At 53.1% G+C, this 409-nt stretch carries 1 rRNA gene; it reads right to left on the bottom strand.

Going from position 1 to position 409, the window contains the following annotated elements:
• Positions 1–409, bottom strand: a 16S ribosomal RNA gene (locus CRV03_RS14045); the annotation flags it as partial.

Raw genomic sequence — 409 nt, 5'->3', positions numbered from 1 at the left:
GGTCATAAGGGGCATGATGATTTGACGTCATCCCCACCTTCCTCCGGTTTGTCACCGGCAGTCACCTTAGAGTGCCCAACTTAATGATGGCAACTAAGATCAAGGGTTGCGCTCGTTGCGGGACTTAACCCAACATCTCACGACACGAGCTGACGACAACCATGCACCACCTGTCACTCTGCTCCCGAAGGAGAAGCCCTATCTCTAGGGTTTTCAGAGGATGTCAAGACCTGGTAAGGTTCTTCGCGTTGCTTCGAATTAAACCACATGCTCCACCGCTTGTGCGGGCCCCCGTCAATTCCTTTGAGTTTCAGCCTTGCGGCCGTACTCCCCAGGCGGAGTGCTTACTGCGTTAACTTCAGCACTAAAGGGCGGAAACCCTCTAACACTTAGCACTCATCGTTTACGG

The sequence above is a fragment of the Arcobacter sp. F155 genome (assembly GCF_004116455.1).
Taxonomy (GTDB): Bacteria; Campylobacterota; Campylobacteria; order Campylobacterales; family Arcobacteraceae; genus Halarcobacter.
This window is presented reverse-complemented; position numbering and strand designations above follow the sequence as displayed.